The following is a 22,764-nucleotide window of genomic DNA, read 5'->3' as shown; positions in this document are numbered from 1 at the left end:
GACAGCCTTTAGCAGCCGGAAACTGCTTTATCAAGAGATCCGCCAGGTCCGGTCAGACTGCTGCTTCATCGGGCTGGGCGAGAAGCTCCGCCAGTTTCTCCAAATCAGGCTCCAGCAATGCTTCATACTTGCCGTCTCCACCCACCTCAATAACAGGTACATGTCGAATGCCGTATTTGGCTTCAAGCACGTCCCTCAGCACATCGTTGCCTTGCACTTCGATGTTCTCAAAAGGCTGGTTGCGGGCCGTTAGGAATGCCTTAACCTCCCCGCAGAAATGACAGCCTGTTTTGCTCCAGAGCACTACTTTTTTCGATGTAGAAGACATCGGCATACCTCCTGATTGATTCATTGTCAGATCAGGATGGATTACCACCCAGACCATTAATTCCTATCTGTTAAATAAGAATTATGGCTATAAATGTACTCCTCACCTCTTCAAGCGTCAATGGATCTCCCAATAGAATAAACCTATAAGAGGATAGAAAGATTAAATTTAAATCACCCTATCGTTACATTTCATGATTCGTGATATATGTAAAAGTTCTGATGCGGAAAGATGTATAGCATTACGATACGCTGTACATCACATTCCGCATCATGCTGTCGTGCCGATATACAAGGCAGCCGAACCCAGTCATTACAAATCTTCGTTCAAGAGCTGGGGAGGAGCAATAATGGGCCAGCCCTCTTCGATTGTACGCAATTGGTTCGCAGATACATGAACGACGTGCCCGGATTGCACTCCCCATCGTTCCGCAGCATAAGGAGTTGCAAACCTCCTGCGTTTACTGCCACTAATCTGATACCATATATCCCGCTCATTCGTCGCGGCAACAATCATGCCTTCCTCCAGCGCATCGCGGTTGCTCTGAACGGGCTCAGCATGAACATGACTTTTTTCCAGAGGCCAGCCCTGTACCTCATTCGCAGATATCAGTGGCTCACCTGCCGATACGCCGAGCAGATCCGGTTTCGCAACCAAAACAGGAGAAATGCCGCGTGGAACCGGGATATCCAGCTTGCGTCGCTGTCCACGCATCAGTCGATACACATCACCCTTAATATCAGAGATGTAACAGCCCTCCGGGTAAAAGTCCGTGCTGCGTCTCAGCTTATGCGTTACATCGCTGCTGCCCTTGGTGGAAATGCGCTGTCGCAGGTCAGGGGAGTCTGTCTTGCCTAGGGACGTCTTGTTCTCCTGCTGACTGGTCGACTCCTTGGCACGCAGCGAGAGCCGGGAAGTATCGGCAATCAACGCATGGGGATCTCCCCATTTTTGAGTATAAAACTGTTCGTTATCCTTGTTCACGACTTCATAATCCTGTTCTCCCAGCGACTTCATGCTTACACTTCCGTAGTGATGTATGAAGGCATCCCCGGCTACCCCCAGCCTGTATCCCGCCAGCTTCGCCCGAATGATCCAGTCGTCATCTTCAAAATTCCCCACGGCGTAACCTTCATCAAGATAACCTACCCGCTCCAGCAATTCCCGGGAGAACAGCCAGCAAAATCCGACCAGCCTGTCGGTCTCCCTATGTTTCGTGGCATCCGGGCGATTATGTCGGGCAGCAAAAGACCACATGTCCTCCACGTCCCTGTACGGGACTTCAATCTGCTGATCCCCTCCGATGTAATTCGTAACCGGACCCACGACTCCCATCTCGGGATGACTGTCAAGACAGGTCATCATGTTTTCCAGCCAGCCCGGGGTGACCAGTGTATCGTTGTTCAGCACCACGATATGTCGTCCCCTTGCCATCATCAGTCCATAATTGACACCGCCGGCAAAACCACGATTCTTATCCAGCGCAGCGACCCTTACCATGCCACCTTTGCGAAGCATGGCTTCCGCCGTGCCATCCTTGGACGCGTTATCCACAACAATGATTTCAAAGGGGGCCGGTGTATGCTTTTCAATACTGGATACACATTGCAGGACATATTCGCGCTGGTTGTACGTCGGAATAATAATGCTGACGCCTTCGAATACCAGCCCGAATGAGCTTTCCCCCTGTCGCACGCCCTCATCATAGCCTCTATGGTACCCCTGCTTATACAGTTTTGCGTTCTTGGCTGCCCGTTTACCTGAGCCTTGGCGTCTCATCTTCCCTCCACTACGGCTTCGAGCTGAGTGCAAAACAACGGTTTCGGATGACGATGCTTTCCGCTGTCTTGAATTTCTGCCTGATGTGCTCATGTTGCTTCCTCCATTTCCCCTCATCCAAATGCGCGTTACGATGAACGTCGCACCAGATCGTCCATTAGAGATAAAGCTCTCCTGTAACCAATTTGTCAGCCAAATGTCCAAAATCTATGGCAACCCGCCCCAGCTCACCAGCAATTCGGCGACACAGAATGACAGCCGGAATTCCCGCAGCTACCAGAGCGATATCGAACGAATGCTCCGCAGTTTGCTGCATCACTCTCGGGATATCCGCAACTCCCTCCACTGTACCTATGATGCCTGTGACATGAACGCCGCGGCCGATCAATAACCCCCCAAGCTCTGCAGCTCGGCTTCCAATCAGCAGCACCCGACGCCCCTGTACCACAGGCAACAACAGACCCGAATGATGCAGGCTGTAGTTAATCGTGGAACTGGTCAGATTCAGACGGGACCAGTCGATGCCGAAATGGCGTAATACTGGAAATAACAGCCCCTGAAAAGTAGGCGCACGCGAGATGGGGACACCGATCCAATCTGCGCCGCGAATGGCTTCCGCGAGCTCAGCGCGGATGTCCGGGGTGGAGCGTGGCACCCCTGCATAAGGCAGAAACGGTGCCAGCTCCTGCACTTGCTCCCCGGGCAGCACCGTATCCGCTGCCAGGGTCAGCAGTTCGCCATCTCCGAGGCGAACGACGGACAGGGGGCGCTGCGCATCCAGCGCCCCCAGGATATGGCCAGCCATCTCATGAGGGCTGGCCAGCCGGGTAAGGGTGGGCGCATATTGGCGGAATCCCGCCTCGATCAGATCTGCCGCCGCCACGGCAGGCAGAATATGATCAGGCGGGATGTGCTGCGCCACCAGCGCCTCCCCGCCCGCGAACACGCCGTCGCGGAAGCCCTCGGCGTAGCCGCTCTCGGGCGCTGCAGCCGGCTGCGCAGGCGCAAGTGCCCTTGCGCTGCCAGCATGCGCGGCAGCGCCTTCCCGCCCCGCGGGGGCGACACCACCGTGTCGGTGTGTCACTTGCGGCGGTGCTGGTCCGGGCGCACGCTGCGCAGCCGTGCGCTGTTTGGCGCGGGCGCGGGCGGGCGGCCCGCCCCGCGGCGCAGCATGCCCGCGGCCCGCAACTGCGCGCTTGCCCGTTTTGGCTCGCGCTCCTTTACGGCCACGGCTCACACCTGCACGCTCGCCTGATTTCACACGGGTGCCTGCAATGCCACGCCCTTCGCCTGTTTTCGCTCCCGTTTTGGTTCGTGCTCCAGCGCTCGCACCACGTCTTGCGCCGGTGCGCCCGCTGGCTTTGCCTTTCGGTTCTGCAAGAAGCTTGCGCTCTATTCCTGCGAGTTCCACATTCCCCTGCTTCGCGCCTTGGTTTCCCCATTCGTGATTCGAACTTGCTTTGGGCTGCACTCCCACAGATACGTACAAGGAGCCGGCATGACCGCCCAGTGTCTTCTTCCTGCCCAAGTCGCTGCGTTTTGCTACTCTCACGGCATTCCCTCCCTTGGCATGCACGAGGAGTGCCGCCGCTGCACAAAGCGCCGGAGCATTCTTCCGGCTCCGGCGCAGGTTGTTCTGCTCTCATGGGACCTCTCACAGCGGCAACATCAGGCGCATATATTTTAGGGCAATTGCCCCTTCATGCGGATGGCTGCATCCTGAAGCGATTGGAACGTCCCTGCATCACTCCAATATTTTTGCAAAATATCGTATTCCAGTCCTCCAGCTGCTGCATAATGATTGTTCACGTCCGTAATTTCGAGTTCGCCGCGTGCAGAAGGTGAAATGTTCTGAATGAGGTTGAATACATGGTCATCATACATATATATGCCAGTAACACAATAAGAGGTCTTCGGATCAGTCGGTTTTTCCTCAATGTATGCGATTCGTTCCGGATGCTGTGGATCAAACACCGGCACCCCATACCGCCGTGCATCGTCCACTTCTTTGAGCAAGACACGAGCTGTACCCGCAGGCTGCTGCATATACCGATCCACATATGGCTTCAAATCGTCGCTAAACAGATTGTCTCCCAGCAGCACAACGAACTTCTCTCCAGGAAGGATAAACGATGTCGCCAGATCCAATGCTTCGGCAATCCCGCCTGCCTTTTCCTGAATCCGGTACGTGAGCTTGACGCCATGATCTGCTCCACCACCCAAATACTCTGTGTATAACCCAGCGGAATGTTTGTTGATCACTATCAATATCTCTTCAATGCCTGCCTGGCGGAGTCTGTCGATGCCATACATAATCATCGGATGCTTGCCTACTGGAATCAGATGCTTGTTAATCAGCCGGGTCAGAGGATACAGTCGTGTTCCTGTTCCGCCAGCAAGAATTACACCTTTCATTCCACTATCCCTCCTTCATCGGATGTCTCAATATATTTAAGGGGATCGACATGCCATTTGTTGATAAAAATGGATCGATTGCGCTCAAGCAACTGTTTCCAAGCTACAGGATCGGTCTTCAAAAAACTCGCGCTGCCGCGATGATGTACCAGGACATCCCCGCATACCAGCAAACGATACCCTCTCTGGCAGGCCCTGTAGCAATAATCGTCATCTTCATAGTGTCCCGGCGAATAGACTTCGTCAAGCACACCAATGTCCTCCATCACACTTCTCCGCATGAGCATGCATAAGCCGACAATGCGTCTGACTTCCTTCCATCTGGAAGAATCGACTATATTGTTGGCAGCAGCCAGTTCCTGAAAATGTGCCATGTCCCGGAACTCAAGTTCCACCTGTTGGATACCACTTGCATAGTTGGTCACCGGACCTGTAATGCCAATGTTTGCTTCACTGTAGAGGGCTGTCCGCAGATTTTCGAGCCAGCGGGTGGTAACTGTAACATCATTATTCAGCAGCAACAGCTCATCGCCACAGGCTGCACGGAGCCCGGCATTGCAAGCCGCGGGGAAACCCCGATTGTCCGGTAACCGGACAAAACGAATTCGTTCCCGGGCACAATAAGCTGCTGTTCCATCAACCGAGCCATTATCCACAACGATGATTTCATACGCTGTATGTCGATCGGTATATTTTCGAATGGCATCGATACATGGCTTCAGCAGATCCAGCCCGTTGTACGTCGGAATAATAATACTCGTCAGTGTCATCTGGCGTTCCTCCTATAGGCCACTTCAGCACGGGAAATAGATCGGGCTTGTGACTTGTTACCACCCATATCCAGCCAGGTTGCAATCGCCTCCAGATGGTCGCCAATGATCAATCGGGCCACTTCGTTGCCGCTGCCCGTATTGGTGGAACGCAGGCGGTTGGAACGAATGACATCCACCTGACTGGGCGCAGTCACTTTTAGTCCGTGCTGAATGGCTAGACTTTGCGCCTTGGGAGGAACGGCCAGCGCCTCCGGTTTTACGATCTGGATCATCTTACGCGAGAGGGCATGAGGTACAGCCGTCAACGAATTGGAACCCAGATCCGAACGATTGAGCACACGGTTGAGATAGGCCTTGATCCGGCTCACTTCATCCTGGCGGGCAAATGGAGGCAACAGGGATGAAAGATTGTTCAGTGCGACATCATCTCCCCGGTCGACCGCATACAGAAACGGTGCAAGCTGCTCTGCCGGGACGACCATATCCCCATCCACAAAGAGAAGGGTCTCCGCCTCCGTCATTTTGGCCCCCAAAGCGCGGCCTACATCATGTCCCGCCCGGTCAGGTTCATAGACCAGCGTGATACCAGGCTGTTCAAGCACCTGTGTCAGACTGTTGTCCGTTGTTCCATTCAACACCACAACAATATCCGTCAGGGGTAACCGTTTCAGTTGCACAAGCACTTGCCCCAGCGTAAGTTCCTCATTGCATGCACAGACGACTGCAGCGGCAGTTTTATTCAGGGCAAGGGGAATGATGTTCAATGAACGTCCCGCAGCGTGAGCATAACCCTGCATGAATGCTTTCCCTGCCTGCATCGCAGCAGAATAACTCCTTAGCTCCGCTGAGATCGCAGCCTCAAGCTCCTGCCACGATGAACGTGCATGTTGTTCGATTGATTGCTCATTTTCCATCGCCTTGCGTCCTGCCCGCTGCCCTGCGCGGAATGCTTCTTGCAATACGGAGCTGTTCGTAGCCGACCGGCTCGCTGACGAACTCTTTAACGGCGATTTAGTCAGGCTCCTCCTGCCCATCGTTCTGGTTCTGTTCCTTGTTGTTCGTCTGCCTGCTGTCCGTTGACGACGGACACCCCCTGAACGCTCCTTCATTTCCTCACCTCCAGCATGCTGTATCTTTTGACGAGGTTTCTTTCTGTTTTAAGCAACATGCTCACCTCGTCAGGATACGAACACGCTGCAGATCGGAGTGTCCTCCGCGCGGGCCAAGCGTATCGGTTATCCACCTGATCGCTGTCAGATGATCATTCCATACCACTTGACTGAGCGGGTCAGGTCCTTTTCGTTTCTTGACTCGAACTGCGTTCATTTTACCTACAGGCACATGATGAACGGCATGCACCTTTAACCCGCTGGTAACCGCCTTTGCATGTGCCAACGGTGGAATCTCCAGTGTGTCCGTACCAATCACTTCAAGTGCTTTGCGACTTAATGCATGCGGTATGGCTGTCATGGAGGCCCCTTGCAGATCAGGTCGGGCGAGCATGCTGTTCAGCGCATGTTTGGCCTCTATGACAGGGTGAACAGGGATACGCGCCACCGGTCCGTTATAATCATTAAGCGCCACATCCGTCCCATCCAGAATCGCTCGCACATAAGGCGCGAGATGTTCTGCCGGAATTGGAATGTCTGCATCCGTGAACAACAGCACCCTGCCACGAGCTGCCGCTGCACCCATTCTTCTTCCTCCATCATGTCCCAAAGCTTCGGCATAACGAAGCACCTGTGCCCCCGCCCTTTTTGCCGCTGCTGCCGTCCCATCCGTTGAACCATTCACAATAACAAGCACTTCAGCATCACGGCATATACGCAGCGCCTGACGGACGACTGCACCGATGGTTCGCTCTTCATTCATGGCAGGTATAATGACCGAAAGCAGTGGTTTATCTGAGTCCGTCGAACCCTGTGCAAGTGTATCTCTCATCGCATGCTCAGCTCCGAATGCTGGCAATTCCGTTTGCTCCACGGGTGGAATTACGTACTTGTAGGCCTTTGTACCCTTTTTGTAAGCCCTTTTCAAACGACGCTTCTTTAATTGCGCTTTTCTTTGTGCCAGATTCAATTTGGCTGCATAAAAAGCTGTATTGCCGCGTTTTTGCAACACAGTCACCTCCCGGGTGTACATCATCGCCATGCAAAGGGAGTACACGTTATTCTATGTATTCATGAAGCAGTGGAAACGGCGTATGTCCTTGAACCGAGCAGGTTCTGTCTGCTAACAGGCTCAGTCAATCCATTTATTTAGACAATATTCGTCAAAATATGCGAAATATGCTACGGCTCCCCTACTTCAGACACAATTTTAAAAAAAATTTAAAATTGCATCTTTTCCAAACTTTGGCATTGTGATAATATACGTTGCAAAGCAGTGGATTGACAAAAAAATCCTTTCAAGGAACGCACGTTCCTTATCAATCCTTTTTCATTCCTGTTAATTGACCTTAGGTTAATTATGCATGCAGGATGATGCAGGAGACTGTTTTTGCTTTGTTGCATGTACCTTGAGAGGAGTGATGCCGTTCAATACGTAATTCAGCTTTTGTTATGTGAACCCGGAACGAACACCCCGGCTCCGTAAGAACATCTTCTGCTTCGCAAGTGGACAAGACCCCTGGCTTCTGAAAGAGGAACCACAATGAACGATGAAGCCTCTTGGCTGAACCGGATAAACGGTACTCCTTGGACACGCCCTACCACAGGCATACAGGCTCTGCCGACTTTGTTCCTTATCGTTTCTTGTCATATTCCGCATTTCAGATTCAGCCTCACACTCCGCGCTGCCCAAGTTGCAGACGGAACTCCAACCGAGATTGGCATAATGATGTGTTTTCCAAAAAAATCATATTGAGAATGGGAGAGTTTACTATGAAATTTGCTAAAGTTATGCCAACGATTCTTGGAGGAGCTCTTTTGCTCGCTTCCGTATCTTCTGCTGCTGCAGCTCCATTGTCTGATCAGTCCATTCCATTGCAGGCCCCTTATGCCTCCGAGGAGGGTATCCAGTTGAACAGCGGCTCTGACGAAACGATCTTCAATTTCCTTGGACAACAGGAACAATTCCTGAATTCCGACGTGAAATCCCAACTCAAAATTATTAAAAGAACTACGGACACCTCTGGTGTACGACACTTCCGCCTGAAACAGTACATTAAAGGAATTCCAGTTTACGGTGCCGAGCAAACGATCCACTTAGACAAAACAGGCCAGGTTTCATCCGCACTTGGAGATCTCCCACCGATTGAAGAACAAGCTATCCCTAATGACGGTATCGCTGAAATCAGCGCAGAAGATGCGATCAAGATTGCATCGGAAGAAGCCACTACCCGTGTTGGTGAGCTTGGCGAACCACAGAAAACCCCTGAAGCCGAGTTGAACATTTACCACAATGAAGAGGACAACCAAACCTACCTTGTTTACATTACCGAAGTCAATGTGCTTGAACCAGCTCCATTGCGCACCAAATATTTCGTGAATGCCGTTGACGGCAGCATCGTATCCCAGTTTGACATCATCAACTTCGCAACAGGAACAGGTACAGGCGTACTAGGTGATACCAAAACTCTTACAACTACCCAATCCGGCAGTACCTTCCAACTGAAAGATACCACTCGCGGCAATGGCATTGAAACTTACACTGCAAACAATGGCTCTTCCACTCCAGGTACACTCCTGACAGATTCAGATAACGTATGGACTGATCGTGCCGGCGTAGATGCTCACGCCCATGCTGCTGCCACATATGATTTCTACAAAAGCAAATTCAACCGCAACGGTATCAATGGCAACGGTTTGCTAATTAAATCCACGGTGCATTACGGCTCCAACTACAATAATGCCTTCTGGAACGGAGTACAGATTGTATTTGGTGACGGTGATGGAACGACTTTCCGCTCCCTATCTGGTGATCTGGATGTAGTTGGCCACGAATTGACTCACGGTGTCATTGAGTATACAGCCAATCTGGAGTACCGCAATGAGCCAGGTGCATTAAATGAAGCCTTCGCTGATATTTTCGGAAATACGATCCAAAGCAAAAACTGGTTGCTTGGCGACGATGTCTACACCCCTAACATTGCAGGTGATGCACTGCGCTCCCTATCCAACCCTACATTGTATGGACAACCTGACAAATACGCTGACCGTTACACTGGAACATCAGACAACGGAGGCGTTCATACCAACAGCAGTATCATCAACAAAGCGTACTATCTTGCAGCTCAAGGTGGCACGCATAACGGTGTGACTGTAACTGGAATTGGACGCGATAAAGCCATTCAAATCTTCTATAGCACACTCGTGAACTATCTGACGCCAACATCCAAATTTGCTGCTGCCAAAACAGCCACCATCCAAGCAGCCAAAGATCTGTACGGTGCAACTTCCGCTGAGGTTACTGCGATTACCAAAGCTTATCAAGCTGTAGGACTGTAAGAATCCATTTGTTGTTGAACTCATATCAAATTCGTTCAGGCACCCCTCATCGTCCGAACGGAGCAAGCTTATCTATGAAAAAAAGCGGTGTCCCGGGACATATCCGGGAACCGCTTTTGTCTATTTAAACATGTGAAATCATTCTTCTACAGTTATCTTGAAGAAGGACACATGATCTCGCATTCTTACAAGGAAGGCCCAGCGGCAATCCATGACAACAATCCGTAGGTGTGTGTAGAGCCCGCAGTACGTGACACTTCCAGTACGGCTTCATCTTCACTCTGGGAGAGGAGCGACACCTGGAATCCCCGATCATTACACATGGCTACAATCACATAATGCTCCGATATAAACGACTCCTCAAAGGCTACCGTTACTTCCACACACTCTTCATCCTCAGGCAATATAAAGGCCTCCATACCGAACTGCTGCACCACAGGCTGTCGGCTGACACTTCGTACGGGCTGGAATGACAGGTGTTCAGGACCCACAGATCCATGCTGCAACTGGCTGCTTCCAACAGCTCCATCACTCAAATGCTCCTGCTTAACTGCTTGCTCCCTCAGCTCGAACTCCTTAATTCCTTCGATCTCATGTGAAAATTCAGACTGTGGTTGCGGTAGCTGTGGCTGGACCGTGCCAGCTGTCGTCAATGAATCTCCAAGCTGGTTAGCTTGCAATGGATCCTCTTGTTGTAGCCCCAGCTCCTGACCCGACGTCTGGATAAACTGCGTTTCCTCCAGATCGACACTTGAGGGTTCCAGGACAATTGCCGGTTGTGATGGCGGTACAGCCTCATTTTCTGTTTGAAGCAATGCCTCTTGTTTTTTGATCGCTGCCAGCTGTTCGAGCGTTTCTCCACTGAACTGACGAATCGCATTCCATATCTCTTCGCTCAAATGGGCCGGACCTACAATTCCCGCATTCAAGTGATTGGAGGTAATGCTTTGTTCACTCAGTTTGCTGCCATTCACGCTGCCATCGGCCAATTTGGCACTTGTTACGGATCCATTCTGCAGATGGATTCCGCTTACTGCTTCCTCTTCCAGATGGGTTGTGCGAATACTGCGTTCTTGAATATGATCAGCATGAATCGTTCCTTCTTGAATATGCCGAGATTGCACACTTTTGTCTGCCATGTGGATAGCCGATACCGCACCTTCAAGCAATTTATTACCGTTTACACTGCCGTCCGCTATTTTGGCACTTGTTATGGAACCATTGTGCAGGTGAATCGCACTTACCGATTCCGCTTTGAGGTGGGAGATCCCAATGCTGCGCTCCTGAATATGGTCAGCATGTATGGCTCTCTCTTGGATATGACGGGATTGCACACTTCCATTGGCAATATGGACATCCGACACCGCATCTTCAAGCAGTTTACTACTGCTCACACTGCCATCGGCCAGTTTAGCACCCGTTACGGATTCATTTTGCAAATGAACCGCACTTATGGCTTCCTCCTCCAGATGGGACGTACCAATGCTGTGCTCCTGAATATGATCAGCAAGGATCGCTCCTGCCTGGATATGGCGAGTTTGCACACTTTCCGATGCGATATGGCTCCCCAATACAGCATCTTCGAGCAATTTGCTGCCGTTAATGCTACCGTCAGCCAATTTGGCACTTGTGACGGACCCATTTTGCAAATGAACCGCACTTACTGCTTCCTCTTCCAGATGGGTTGTGCCTATGCTTCGCTCCTGAACATGATCAGCATGAATGGCTCCTGCCTGAATATGCCCGGATTGCACACTTTCCGATGCGATATGAATCCCCGATACCGTACCTTCAAGTAACTTGCTGCCGGTTATACTGCTATCCGCCAGTTTGGCACTCGTTACAGATCCATTTTGCAAATGAATAGCACTTACCGATTCTTCTTCCAAATGTGCAGTGCCGATGCTCCGCTCTTGAATATGATCAGCAAGGATTGTTCCCTCTTGAATATGACGGGATTGCACACTATCGTCTGCAATGTGGATATCCGATACTGCTCCTTCAAGCAGCTTGCTGCCGGTTACACTGCCGTCGGCCAACTTGGCACTTGTTACAGATCCATTTTGCAGATGAATGGCACTTACTGCTTCCTGTTCCAAGTGTAACATGCCAATGCTGTGCTCCTGAATATGGTCAGCAAGGATCGCTCCTGCCTGGATATGGCGGGGCTCCACACTTCCAGACGCGATATGGATTCCCGACACCGCATCTTCGACCAACTTGCTGCCGGTTACACTGCCGTCGGCCAGTTTGGCACTGATGACGGACCCATTTTGCAGATGAACGGCACTTACTGCTTCCTCTTCCAGATGGGTTGTGCCGATGCTTCGCTCCTGAATATGGTCAGCATGAATGGCGTCTGCCTGAATATGCCCGGATTGCACGCTTTCGGATGCAATATGAATCCCCGATACCGCACCTTCGAGTAACTTGCTGCCGTTTATACTGCCATCCGCCAGTTTGGCACTCGTTACAGATCCATTTTGCAAATGAACCGCACTTACAGACTCCTCTTCGAGATGAACTGAGCCAATACTGCACTCTTGAATATGATCAGCAAGGATTGCTCCTGCTTGGATATGATGGGTTTGCACACTTTCGCTTGCTATGTGGGTAGCCGATACTGCACCTGCTGCTAATTTGCTGCCATCTACACTACCACTCGCAAGTTTGGAGCGTGTTACAGATTCATCCTGCAAAATAATCGTACTTACCGCTTCTTCTTCCAGATGAGACGTTCCGATGCTGCGTTCATGGATATGATGAGGAAGAATTTCACCATCTTGAATATGACGGGAATGCACAGCTCCTTGCTGCAGGTGAACAGCACTTGTCGACTCTGCCTGAAGATGCAAACCACTAATCAAACCTGGCTGAAGGTGAGCCGCTGTAATGGATAAAGGTGCCAGATGGTCTGTTTCAACAGATCCAGGTGCCAAGTGATGCGATGTGACCACCTGTTCAGCAATATGCTCCTCACAAATGATGTCTGCCTTCAGATGCTGTGAGCTCACGACTTGCGTTCCCAAATGTTCAGATTTCACGCTTCCGTCTGCCAGATGGACGGATTGTACAGCGGATGTCTGCAAGTGCTCGCTACCTACAGCAGCCTGTTGTAGTTCTGTCCCGGATACCGAGTCTGCTGTCAAATGGTCCGCACTTACGGACCCATGCCGAAGTTTGTTGCCCGTAATACTGCCATCAGCAAATAATTCCGGTGAACGTACTTCCTCCGACAAATGTTCCAGTGAAACGGCATGCTGCTTCAGGTGATACACGCGAATGGTTCCTGCTGGAATATGCTTGGCATTAATGCTCTCTGCCATAATCTTGGAAGAAGTCACGCTTCCGTCTGCCAGTTTGGCTGACGTGACAGCAAAATCCGCCAGTTTATCCGTAGCAACACTCTCTGGTGAGAGCTTGGGGGAGGTAACCGCATGATCTGTTAGATGAGGCGGAAAAATGGACCCGTCAGCCAACTGGGCTGAAGTTACACTATCCAGAGCCATTTTGTCTGTTGTGACCGCAGCCCGTGCAATAGCATCCGTTTCAACACTGCCTGGCTGAAGATGAGGTACACCCACGGCATGTTCTGTCAGGTGTTCCGATTTCACTGCATATGGTCTCAGGGCCTCGGAACCCACGCTGCCTGGTGCCAGATGTGTACCTGTGACTCCACCACTCGCAAGATGCGAGGAACTAACACTTCCCGGAGCAAGCGCTCTGCTGCTAACCGATGCCGTTCCAAGCTTTTCTGCTGTCACACTTTCATCCGCCAGCTTGGCGTCTGTAACGGCAGCATCCTGCAATTCATACGTACCTACAGCTGACTCTGCCAGATGCCGCTCAGTTACCACGCCATCTGCGAGAGCATCTCCGGACACACTTCCGGTAGACAAATGAGTTGCCTCGATGCTTCCACTTGCAATGTGAATGGAGTGAATTGCGGAATTATCCACATGTACCGGCGTGATTCCCCGATTCGCAATGTGTTCCCCTCGAATGGACCCTTTGGCAAGATGTTTACCCTGTACAGCCTCATCCGCAATTTTGGAAGAAATGACGCTCTGATCAGCGATTTTGGAGGCCGTAATGGACTGCTCCAGCAATTTTGCTGTTCCAACCGACTGGTCTGCCAGTTTGCTGCTGGTTACTGCACCTTCTGTCAAATGCTCACTGCCCACTTCTCCATTGCCAATCTGCTCCTTGCCCACTGCATGAGCGCGAATCTGGCTTGAACCGATTGAACCGTCCAGCAGATGTCTTCCGCTTAGCGAACCCTCAGCTAAATGTCTTGTTTGTATGGATCCATCCTCGATCTGGTCACTTCCAATACTACCAATAGTTAGTTGTGAACGACCGACAGACCCTTCTGCCAGATGTGTCTGTTTAACAGCACCTGCCTGAATATGGTGAGACTCGATGGAGTGTTCTTCGATTTTGCTGCCTGTGACAGCAGCTTCACGAATTTTGGATGTAGTCACTGCATCGTCAGCCAGTTTGGAGGTATTCACTGCTCCTCCCGTAAGATGCCTTGTATCCACGCCGCTAATCGCGATCTTGTCTCCAGTTACGGCATGATTCTTGATTAATTCCTCCGTTACCAGCATGCGGCTGAGATGTCTTGTGCTGATGGAACCGTCGGCAATTTTGGCCGAATCGATGGCCTGGTTGCCAAGCTTCTGAGAAGTAATACTGCCATCTCTGATTTTCTCACCGGCAATAGAAGCATTTCGTATTTTGTGACCAGACACAGAGCCATCAATCAGGTGCTCCTCAGATACAGACGCTTCCGCAAGTTTCGCGGAAACAATGGCCCCGTCTGCAATGTGAATGCTGGTCACCGCATAATCCTGCAATGCTTCACTGCCAACCGCATCCGGTTTCAGCTTGGAGGCATCCACAGAGAAAGGAGCTAGTTTGCTCTCCGTAACAGCAAATTCACTCAAGTCGTCCGTGTAGATATAGTGTCCGGTATGACCAGGCATCTGGTTCTGGTTCAGGATCTGCAGCCGGTCCCTGCTTGCTGTTTCTTGCTTGATGATACCCACCTCTTCTTCCAGAACAAGCGGAGCCACGCTGCTGACCTGTATCTGCTTTTCCAGGTTATCTTGCGTCTCGACGACTTTCTCGCTATCAGACTCTACGGGTTCCGGCTTGATGACTTTGGTTACGATCTCCAGGTCTTCCAGCTCGTTCGTTGAAGCAGGTAGCTCCATTGATTCGGATAGGAATTCTTCTGATACCTGAATGGCCTTCGAATACCGTTTATTTGTATTCAAGCGTTCTTCCCTATTCGAAGTGAAACCTGAGTCCATTGTGTCTGACCGTCGATTGGCCAGATCCAGTTCCTTAAATTTGGGACTCACATGCCGCAGTTTTGGCGTAGGAACCTTCTTATTGCCTTTTTTACTCATGCAGCTAGCTCCTTCCTCTAACGTTCGTCTCCGGCATCATATGCTTCGATATAGGCATCTGCCACTTCAAATCACGACTTTTGCCGATAACATTGGATGAGTGTAGGAGTCAACATACGAGTGATTTACTTGTCCATGGCGAAATAGGCTGTGCACGGCTTTAGATGAAAGGCGGCTGTCCACGCCCCTGATCCAGCAATGTCATACGATAATCCATAAGCATTTGTATAAATCCGTAAAATGACTTCCATCCGCACAGCGACCCACCTCTACCTGGATTGCATGGAAGCGGAAGGCTAACAAGTACATGTCGATGCATATCGATGCATCATGATTCCGGTCTGCGTTATCGTGATGTCCATCCATGCGGTGACAGGCCGGCATTCCATGGATGGACATCCATGATTGCGATAACATCGAAGGAGGAACGGTCATGCTACAAGAAACGATCGGTATTATGTTCGATTCACGCATGTACCGGGGGATACCGGCTGGAAGAACGGGGCAGGAATCACTCGAGAATGTTGAACAGGCAGCGGCCTGTTATGGATTAACCCCTTGTTTTTTGCGGCTGGAAGACGTGGATTTGGATACCAAAACCTGTATGGCCTATGTAAAAAAAGAGGGCATATACGTGCGTCAAAGGATGCCATTGCCCCCCGTTATTCATAACCGTGCTCTCCAGCTTCGGCGTTCGGAGCAGCATCAGGTGACCAAACTGCTGTTGCAGGGCATACAGGTATATAATGTTCGCAATCGATACCGCAAAGACCACATTCACGAGATCCTTTATCAGGACCCCGGTCTCAGGCAATATCTCCCCCGTGCGGTCAAAGCTACACCTGATTCTTTGGCATATATGATGGAACATTACGATGATCTGGTGATCAAGCCATGCAGCGGAAGCATCGGTCACGGCATTATGCGGATATTCCAAAAGGACGGTCAATGGAAACTGACATGTGAGGCAAGAACTTCACGCAAGGGATGGGCCACCTTTCGACTGAATAAGGGACAACTGCCATCAGCCACCTTGCGCCGTATTTTTCGGCATGCCTATCTCATTGAAGAGCGCATCCCCCTGGTTCGTTATGAAGGAAGACCTGTAGATCTGCGGGTATCCGTGCAACGTGGAAGTGACGGTTTGTGGGGGATCACGGGTATATTCGCCAAGGTGGCTCCTGCGCATACGTTTGTCACGAATATCGCTCAAGGCAGCAAAGTCATGACGCTGGCCGAAGCCCTTAACTTGCCGTCAACCGACTGGTATGTTCTTGAACTGGATACCAGAATCCGGTCTGTCGGGCTACGAATCGCACGGACGCTGGCTTCGAGCCTGCCTCATCTTGCAGACCTCGGACTTGATCTGGGGATAACAGAGAAGGGCCAGATTTATTTTATCGAATGCAACGGAAGGGATCAGCGCTACGGTTTCCGCAAGGCCGGAATGACGGAGACTTGGAAAGCCAGCTACCGGCATCCTATGGCTTACGGACGTCTGCTGCTGGAGCAGAATTCGCGCATACCAAGGCAACCCCAGACGTATGATCGCGGCCTGTATTGATTTCGTGGGCATTCTGTGTCAATATTATGCAGAACGGCCGGTCCTGCCGGCCTTGAAGTTCGCACTAACCCTAAGGGGGATATTCATGGCAAAAACGCTGTTGCGGTTAATGACCGAGCTTTCTTCTCGCAAATGGATCTCCCGGACTGTGGGAGCCTTCTCCAAGAGCCGGGGAAGCAAGGCATTTATCCCTTATTTTGTCCGGACCTACGACATCCCTGTTCAGGAAGCTGAGAAAGACTGGAAGGAATATCGTTCTTTGAATGATTTCTTTACCCGTAAACTTAAACCGGGCATGCGCCCGCTTGAACTTTCAGAACATGCACTGATCAGTCCGGTAGATGCCAAAATCACGGCAGCCGGTCCTGTATCTGCTGGAACACTCCTGAATGTTAAGGGACAAAATTATACACTTGCTGAATTATTAAACCACTCACCACATCTGGAGAAGTACAAGCACGGTTATGCCTTTGTCCTGTATCTCAGCCCACGCGACTATCATCGCATTCATGCGCCTGTTAGCGGTCGCCGCATTGAGAGTGAGCATATTAAAGGCAAGGTTTATCCCGTAAATGATTTTGGTCTGACCCATATGAAATCAGTGCTGAGTCGAAACGAACGGCTCATTACGTATATTGCTCATGATTTTGGAGAGGTTGCTGTCGTGAAAGTAGGCGCAATGAATGTGAGCAGCATACAATACGCAGGTGCGGATGTAAGTTCATGGGCACAAGGCGATGATCTCGCATATTTTGAATTCGGTTCCACCGTCGTACTGTTAACGCAGAGCGGTACATTCGAACCGAAACCAGGCTTGCAGCCTGGCGACTCCGTCAAAATGGGAGAATTGCTCGGTCGGTTAAAACCCATCCATTGAGCAATACACAGATGATTCCTGAATAACAGGAGTCATCTTTTTTAATTTTGATCTCAAGAAAGAGATCACATAGAACTTTGTGGCCTACATAAAAAGGTACTCGCAGCCGGAACACCTTTTTAGGGTAAAGTGTCCAGGCTATGAGTACCTTTTGCTAATCAGAGAATCCAATTATCCGCTTCAGAGCGATGTAGAAGTCAGGATGATGTCCATTCTCATTTCATGTATACATGCAATACGAAGCTAAGCTTCGTCATATTGGTTTTCTAACCATTCCTTAAAACCATACATCCTGCATTTCCTCTGCCGGTTTGGCGCGGCGCAGGCGGTTCCGGAAAATATTAAAGCCCTTGGTGGAGCATCCCCGGTTGCGGACGCGACGTTTTCCGTTCATCACAAGTTCCCCCTTTCGATCGTCTGGAATGCTACATACTTACCCCTGCTTCCCAGAATTGAAACGTTGCCATATTCTACCGGACAGCGAGATGTCCTATCGAATCTCGGACGGACTTTTGCCGGTGTACTGCTTGAACTGACGACTGAAGAAAAAGATATCGCGGTACCCAAGGGCATCTGCCACTTCGGTCACATTCATGCCAGTGTGCACCAAAAGATGCTCGGCCCGCTCAATGCGCATGCGAATGATATAGGATTGCACGGACGAACCAATCAATTCCTTGAACTTAATCGAGAAGTATCGAGGCGATAATCCAGCCCTTGCAGCGAGGTCTTCCACGCGATGTGTTATCCCCGGATGCTGACGTACATAGTTAGCAACCTCCTGGATGACATCAGACAACTGATTGCTTACCTTTTTCTCCACAGGAGCTTCCGTGTCCGCGCGCAGCAAATGAATCATCAGCTGTTTCAGAATCAACCGGCTCTCCTCATCCCGCCCATATACATCGGATAGGAACAGTCTTACATACCGAGCCAGCAAGTGCTCGAATTCCACCGTTTCCAGTACCTCACGATAGGACTGGGGAACATCATTAACGGGTATATCTACATCAAAATGAATATACGTAAGTACCAACGGTTTTTGCTTATTATGTGTTGCAGTAGGATGATCACCTGGCCTGAACAGAAAACAACTACCCTTGCCTACTTCATACGACCGGTCATTCAGCACAACGGTCCCTTCACCACTCCATACATAAAATAAGTCATAGTTTTGCATCGGTTTTTCCCGCTTCTGCCACTTCCATCCCGGTTCGCAGACAATTTTGGCGACGGCGGGCAAAATAACAAAAGATGACGGCGATGCCTGCAGCATGTCGCCACTCCCCCTTGAAAGTTAATCTCTTTTGCATACTGCATCCATCATGATGCGATATGTGTTTGTATAATATGATTTCTGCTCCTGCTGGAGCGAAACGTCTTATCCCATTATACAGCGGAATTCACCGAAACGAAAATGTGCACTTCTCCCATGCTAACCGCATTCGCCTTATCCCCTCTTGAATCTCCTCTTTCTCCAGATGTGCAAAGCCAAAACACGCAGCCGGGGGACTTGGAGTCAGCCAATAACGGACCGCATCGCGGAATATGACACCTTCCTCCTGAGCCAGTGCCTTGAACCGCTTGTAACTGTCGATATCCCCTTTCCACGAAGCATAAATATGCAATCCAGCATCCCCAGGCTGCATGAGGAAGGGTTCCGGTAATTCCCGCTTCATCTCATTGACAAAATAAGCATGCCGTTCCCCGTAGAGTCGGGTTAGCCTTCTTAGATGGCGCAAATACCCTCCTCGGGACATAAATTTCGCGAGTGCACGCTGCTCCAGAAGGGCAGGAGGTACGGGTTCGTACAATGCTTTTGCAGCGATCAGTGGCTGTACCAGACTTGGTGGCAGAACCGCGTAACCAAGCCGAATGGATGCAACCATCGTTTGTGAAAATGATCCGACATAGATAACCCGTTGTTCACGATCGAGTACTTTGAGCGGTTCAATCGGCCTGCCTCCCCAGCGAAATTCACTGTCATAATCATCTTCAATAATGACGGCATTTCGCTCCGAGGCCCATTCAAGTATGGTTCTCCGTCTGTCCAGACCAAGGACAGCTCCTGTAGGAAACTGGCGGGTTGGCGTTACAAATAACGTCTGTGCTTCCCAGGACTGCGGAATAATTCCTCCGTTATCTACTTCCGCTGGAATAATTTTTCCTCCGCAGGACTTAACGGCATGGGCAATTCCCTGATAACCCGGGTTTTCCAATATAACTGCAGCCCCTTCAGGGATGAGCAATTGTGTCAGCAAAGTGATGCCCTGCATGGAGCCACTAAACAGCACAATCTGTGATGCCTCAGCCTGAATGCCCCGCGTCCACCTCAGATGTGAAGCGATGGCCTCACGCAGTTCAGGGTCTCCGGCAGCACCACTTTGTTCATGCGACCCGCTCCGATGAACGGCGGCCAGCGCACTTTTCCATTCCGCTTGTGGAAAATGCTCGGCAGGCATACGCTGTACGTGGAAGTTGATGACTCGTTGCTCCGGTGCAAGGGCTGACGGTTGTTGCTTTTGATTCTGAATATTCAGCGTACTCACCCGCTCTCCCCATGGAGAAAGTTGAATGATTGCCTCCCGCTCTGCATGTTCCTGAGCTGTTATGGTATCCGAAACAAAGGTTCCTCTTCCCCTATGCGCTCGCACGTAACCATCGGCGAGCAGCATGTCATATACCTGGGCCACGGAGCTGCGTGACATTTCATATTGACGTGCCAGCTCTCGGGTGGAAGGCAGTCTTGTGCCTCCAACCAGCGTCCCAGCATGAATGGCGTCACGCAAAGCATGGTACAATGCCTCGTATTTGTAGCGGTGTTGAAGCTCGTATGAATCCATAGGCAGCCACAATTCCATCGTGCACCTCTTTTTCCAAATAAATTGGTCTATTAAAGTGAATGTAAATTGGATCTTTTTATATGTCAATGTAGGTTCTATTGTTATGGCTAAGGTACAGCGATTTATTCCACATGCCATTCAAGGGGGAACACCGATGAGAAGAAAAGAATTCAATGTAGATGAAGAGCAGGAAATGATAACATTTCTGGCCCAGTGCTCCTTTGGTTTTCTGGGAACGGTCAGTCCGGACGGGCAGCCGCGGGTGACACCGCTAAACTTTGTATATATGGACGGTTGTTTTTATTTTCACGGCAGTCTTGCCGGAGAGAAGATGAAGCAGATCAAGCAGGATTCCTCCGTCAGTTTTACCGTAGCAGAAGAGTTTTCCCTGATTCCATCTTATTTCAGTGATCCCGAGTTAGCTTGTCCGGCAACGTCTTTTTTCAAAAGTGTAATGGCATTCGGACAGGCAGAGCCGGTTCAGGATCTGGATATCAAGGGCGAGGTTCTGCAACGTTTTATGGAGAAACTCCAGCCGCAGGGCGGATATCTCCCCATTGATGCAGATGATCCCCGCTACAAGGGTAATCTCAAAGCCGTGGCTGTGGTCCGCATTGTTCCTGAACGGGTCACTGCCAAATTCAAATTTGGACAGAACCTCTCGGCTGAACGCTTTGATCATATTAGCGGTGAACTGGAACAGCGTAACGAAGGACGCGATGCTGAAACTGCCGAAATGATGCGGAAATACTGTCCTTTTCATCAGAAATAACATTCATTTTCCATCGTATAATCAAAAGGGAGAAGTGACATTAACCTAACCCAAAAACACCCGCAACAACGCGGTGAAGTGATAAAACTGTCATTATGCGTAATTTCCGTGACGGGGGCAAGGCAAGGTGTTATAATGTTAGGCAGTTGAATCCCAAAGACTTGGAAGGATGAAAAGAATGAATCCACTGGCTGAACAGTTGAACGAAAGTATTCAGGCAGGCAGCAGTCACGTCTACTCCATGCTGTCGCAGCTCGGCAAAGAAATCTATTTTCCAAAAGAAGGTATCTTGAGTCAGTCTGCTGAAGCAGCAAGTCTGGCCAAAACCTACAATGCTACGATTGGTATTGCTCTGGAGGACGGTGTGCCGATGCACTTAGCTGTTATTCAGGATAAGCTGTCCGCATACCAACCGAAGGATTTGTACCCTTACGCTCCGCCTGCAGGGAAGCCTGAGTTGCGGACCGTATGGAGAGACAAGATGCTGAAGGAAACACCTTCCCTTGAAGGTAAAACGTTTGGTAACCCCATTGTGACTAACGCATTAACGCATGGACTGAGTATCGTAGCCGACCTGTTCGCCGAAGAAGGGGACGCTGTTATATATCCGGATAAAAACTGGGAAAATTATGAGCTGACCTTTGGAATTCGTCGCCACGGCGAGTTAGTTCATTATCCCCTGTTCGATGATCAATTGAATTTCAACAGTGCAGGCCTGCTCGAAGCGTTGCTTGCGCAGAAGGACAAAGGCAAAGCCATCGTGCTGCTGAACTTCCCGAACAACCCGACAGGTTATACGCCTGGAGCGGAAGAAGCAGATGCAATCGTGGACACGATCCGTCAAGCGGCTGAGGCTGGTGTGAACGTCGTTGCTGTGACAGATGATGCCTACTTTGGTCTCTTCTTCGAAGATTCCATTCACGAATCCCTGTTTGGCAAGCTGGCGAACCTTCACCCACGCGTGCTGACTGTCAAAGTTGACGGTGCTACGAAGGAAGAATTCGTATGGGGCTTCCGCGTTGGATTCATCACGTACGCCCATGAAGATGCTGCGGTTCTCCATGCTCTGGAGCAAAAAACACTCGGTATTATCCGGGCAACCATCTCCAGTGGCCCTCATCCTTCCCAAACGTTTGTGCTGGATGCGCTGAAAGCACCTGAGTTTGAAGCACAGAAGCTGGAGAAGTTTGAAATCATGAAAGGCCGCGCCAACAAAGTAAAAGCCATTCTCGATAGCGGTAAATACGGTGAAGTATGGGATTACTATCCGTTCAACTCCGGTTACTTCATGTGCCTGAAGCTGAAGGATGTGGGCGCAGAGCAGCTCCGGACCCATTTGCTGCAGCAATACGGCGTAGGTACCATCGCGCTGGGTGAAGCTGATCTGCGAATTGCCTTCTCCTGTATTGAAGAATCCGGACTGGAAGATTTGTTCGATACGATCTATCGTGGCGTTTTGGATCTACAGACTACTTAATTCATATGCAGTAATGCTTACCCAAGTAAATAAGTCAGGGAGCGGACTTGCGTCCGTTTCCTGACGAATAT

15 protein-coding genes are annotated in these 22,764 nt (G+C 50.4%); 5 read left to right on the top strand and 10 right to left on the bottom strand.

Annotation, left to right across the window (positions count from 1 at the left end; translation table 11 throughout):
* Positions 1-52: 52 nt before the first annotated feature.
* From HW560_RS11400 to HW560_RS11370, 7 genes are all read right to left on the bottom strand, one after another.
* Positions 53-328 (bottom strand): glutaredoxin family protein, encoded by a 276-nt coding sequence (locus HW560_RS11400; protein ID WP_063566643.1) that lies wholly within the window; start codon positions 326-328, stop codon positions 53-55.
* Positions 329-640: 312 nt separating this feature from the next.
* Entirely contained in the window at positions 641-2,200 is a 1,560-nt protein-coding gene (locus HW560_RS11395) for a glycosyltransferase family 2 protein (protein ID WP_177185894.1), read from the bottom strand.
* A gap of 64 nt (positions 2,201-2,264) precedes the next feature.
* Positions 2,265-3,029, bottom strand: coding sequence for a GT-D fold domain-containing protein (locus HW560_RS11390; protein WP_257031850.1), 765 nt, complete (start codon positions 3,027-3,029; stop codon positions 2,265-2,267).
* Positions 3,030-3,790: 761 nt separating this feature from the next.
* The gene (locus HW560_RS11385; protein ID WP_090904476.1) at positions 3,791-4,522 is read right to left on the bottom strand and encodes a sugar phosphate nucleotidyltransferase; all 732 of its coding nucleotides are present in this window, start codon (positions 4,520-4,522) and stop codon (positions 3,791-3,793) included.
* Positions 4,519-5,292 (bottom strand): glycosyltransferase family 2 protein, encoded by a 774-nt coding sequence (locus HW560_RS11380; protein ID WP_179263116.1) that lies wholly within the window; start codon positions 5,290-5,292, stop codon positions 4,519-4,521. Before HW560_RS11380 ends, HW560_RS11385 begins: the two co-directional genes overlap by 4 nt.
* Entirely contained in the window at positions 5,289-6,404 is a 1,116-nt protein-coding gene (locus tag HW560_RS11375; protein WP_257031849.1) for a glycosyltransferase family 2 protein, read from the bottom strand. Before HW560_RS11375 ends, HW560_RS11380 begins: the two co-directional genes overlap by 4 nt.
* Positions 6,405-6,465: 61 nt before the next feature.
* Positions 6,466-7,416 carry a glycosyltransferase family 2 protein gene (locus HW560_RS11370; protein WP_257031848.1) on the bottom strand — a complete coding sequence of 317 codons (951 nt, stop codon included), beginning with the start codon at positions 7,414-7,416 and terminating at the stop codon, positions 6,466-6,468.
* Between the two features lie 761 nt (positions 7,417-8,177).
* Between HW560_RS11370 and HW560_RS11365 the strand changes: the two genes are divergently transcribed.
* Positions 8,178-9,743: a M4 family metallopeptidase gene (locus HW560_RS11365; RefSeq protein ID WP_179263114.1), complete on the top strand. Its 1,566-nt coding sequence runs from the start codon at positions 8,178-8,180 to the stop codon at positions 9,741-9,743.
* A 185-nt stretch (positions 9,744-9,928) separates the two neighbouring features.
* Here HW560_RS11365 and HW560_RS11360 read toward each other — a convergent pair whose 3' ends face one another.
* Positions 9,929-15,160, bottom strand: a complete 5,232-nt coding sequence (locus HW560_RS11360; RefSeq protein ID WP_179263112.1) for a WIAG-tail domain — start codon at positions 15,158-15,160, stop codon at positions 9,929-9,931.
* Positions 15,161-15,593: 433 nt separating this feature from the next.
* Between HW560_RS11360 and HW560_RS11355 the strand changes: the two genes are divergently transcribed.
* Both HW560_RS11355 and asd read left to right on the top strand, forming a co-directional pair.
* Entirely contained in the window at positions 15,594-16,724 is a 1,131-nt protein-coding gene (locus HW560_RS11355; protein ID WP_090904482.1) for a YheC/YheD family endospore coat-associated protein, read from the top strand.
* Between the two features lie 85 nt (positions 16,725-16,809).
* On the top strand, positions 16,810-17,601 hold the full coding sequence (asd, locus tag HW560_RS11350; RefSeq protein WP_076290875.1) for an archaetidylserine decarboxylase: 792 nt from the start codon (positions 16,810-16,812) through the stop codon (positions 17,599-17,601).
* A gap of 490 nt (positions 17,602-18,091) precedes the next feature.
* Here the strand turns inward: asd and HW560_RS11345 are convergent, their stop codons facing one another.
* Both HW560_RS11345 and HW560_RS11340 read right to left on the bottom strand, forming a co-directional pair.
* The gene (locus HW560_RS11345; RefSeq protein WP_053783204.1) at positions 18,092-18,877 is read right to left on the bottom strand and encodes a helix-turn-helix domain-containing protein; all 786 of its coding nucleotides are present in this window, start codon (positions 18,875-18,877) and stop codon (positions 18,092-18,094) included.
* 127 nt (positions 18,878-19,004) lie between these two features.
* Positions 19,005-20,462, bottom strand: coding sequence for a MocR-like pyridoxine biosynthesis transcription factor PdxR (locus HW560_RS11340; protein ID WP_179263110.1), 1,458 nt, complete (start codon positions 20,460-20,462; stop codon positions 19,005-19,007).
* A 136-nt stretch (positions 20,463-20,598) separates the two neighbouring features.
* Between HW560_RS11340 and HW560_RS11335 the strand changes: the two genes are divergently transcribed.
* Together HW560_RS11335 and HW560_RS11330 are read left to right on the top strand one after the other, a co-directional pair.
* Positions 20,599-21,216 (top strand): pyridoxamine 5'-phosphate oxidase family protein, encoded by a 618-nt coding sequence (locus HW560_RS11335; RefSeq protein ID WP_179263108.1) that lies wholly within the window; start codon positions 20,599-20,601, stop codon positions 21,214-21,216.
* Between the two features lie 178 nt (positions 21,217-21,394).
* A complete protein-coding gene (locus HW560_RS11330) occupies positions 21,395-22,693 on the top strand; it encodes an aminotransferase class I/II-fold pyridoxal phosphate-dependent enzyme (protein ID WP_090904485.1) in 1,299 nt (432 codons plus the stop codon).
* The last annotated feature ends 71 nt before the right edge of the window (positions 22,694-22,764 follow it).

Source organism: Paenibacillus sp. E222, from assembly GCF_013401555.1.
Lineage (GTDB): Bacteria > Bacillota > Bacilli > Paenibacillales > Paenibacillaceae > Paenibacillus.
The sequence above is the reverse complement of the archived record's forward strand: the minus strand, read 5'-3'. Positions and strand labels throughout refer to the sequence as shown.